Raw genomic sequence first — 912 nt, forward strand, 5'->3', positions numbered from 1 at the left:
TAGTCCTTTTTTATCCTAAGTAATACGCTTTCTTATGTGCTTATAATTATATCGTAAAATCATGTATTTATCAAATTAATATTTGATATAGGTTAAAAAAAAGGAGGGTTCTTTCGAACACTCCTTCTTTGTAAAGATTAAATTGTTATGCTAAGAAATCCCAGTCAAATGAACCTAATAATTCAGCTACTTGAGGGTCTGTAGTTGCAGCACCAGCTGAAGGAATTGATAATAACACTTCCCATTCTGCACGAACCCAAGTTGTTGATGGACCTGTAACATCGGTTTTTCTTCCAACAACTTTGTCAACAGTATCAGTGCCATCACCTTCACCAGATAATGACCAACCAGCACCTGGGTCTTGTCCTTGAACACCAAACACATCAATTAATTCATTGTTCTTAAATAGACCAATCGCATCGTCACCATTAGGGTTTAAATTATTTGTAGTTAAGTCACCAGGGAAATTACCATCAGTTGAGTTAACGATCACATACACTTCACCATGAGCTAATGTACCAGTTAATTGAATTGGAGTTGCAGCCCATGCACCACCATTAGGACCCATTTTAACTGTATAGATTGATAAGTCTACTGTTGCACCAGTACCGTTGAAGATTTGGATTGCTTTTCTGTTACCAGGAGCACCTTCAACATACATTGAGATGAATAAGTCTGAAGCAAATACTTCAACAACTGCAGTACCTTTAACAGTGATTTCAAATACTTTAGTATCTTCTTCTTCACCGTTAGTTAATGTAGCTGTTAATGTAACAACAACATCATTTTCGCCTCTTGTAATTTTACCGTCTAAAGCGATAACAGCATCATTTGAAGTAGCCCAAACAACCGTTGAACCTTTAGTTAATTCAGTAGGTAATACTAAATCTTCAGTAGTTGTAGCAGGTAATG

Annotated in this window: 1 protein-coding gene; it reads right to left on the bottom strand. The window is 36.2% G+C overall.

Going from position 1 to position 912, the window contains the following annotated elements; translation table 11 throughout:
- Nucleotides 1-145: 145 nt before the first annotated feature.
- On the bottom strand, nt 146-912 hold a 767-nt coding region (locus IY230_RS04075; protein WP_196370047.1), incomplete at its 5' end, for an immunoglobulin-like domain-containing protein.

Origin of the sequence: Acholeplasma laidlawii, from assembly GCF_015709225.1 — a bacterium.
In the GTDB taxonomy this organism is placed as follows: Bacteria; Bacillota_I; Bacilli_A; order Acholeplasmatales; family Acholeplasmataceae; genus Acholeplasma; species Acholeplasma laidlawii_A.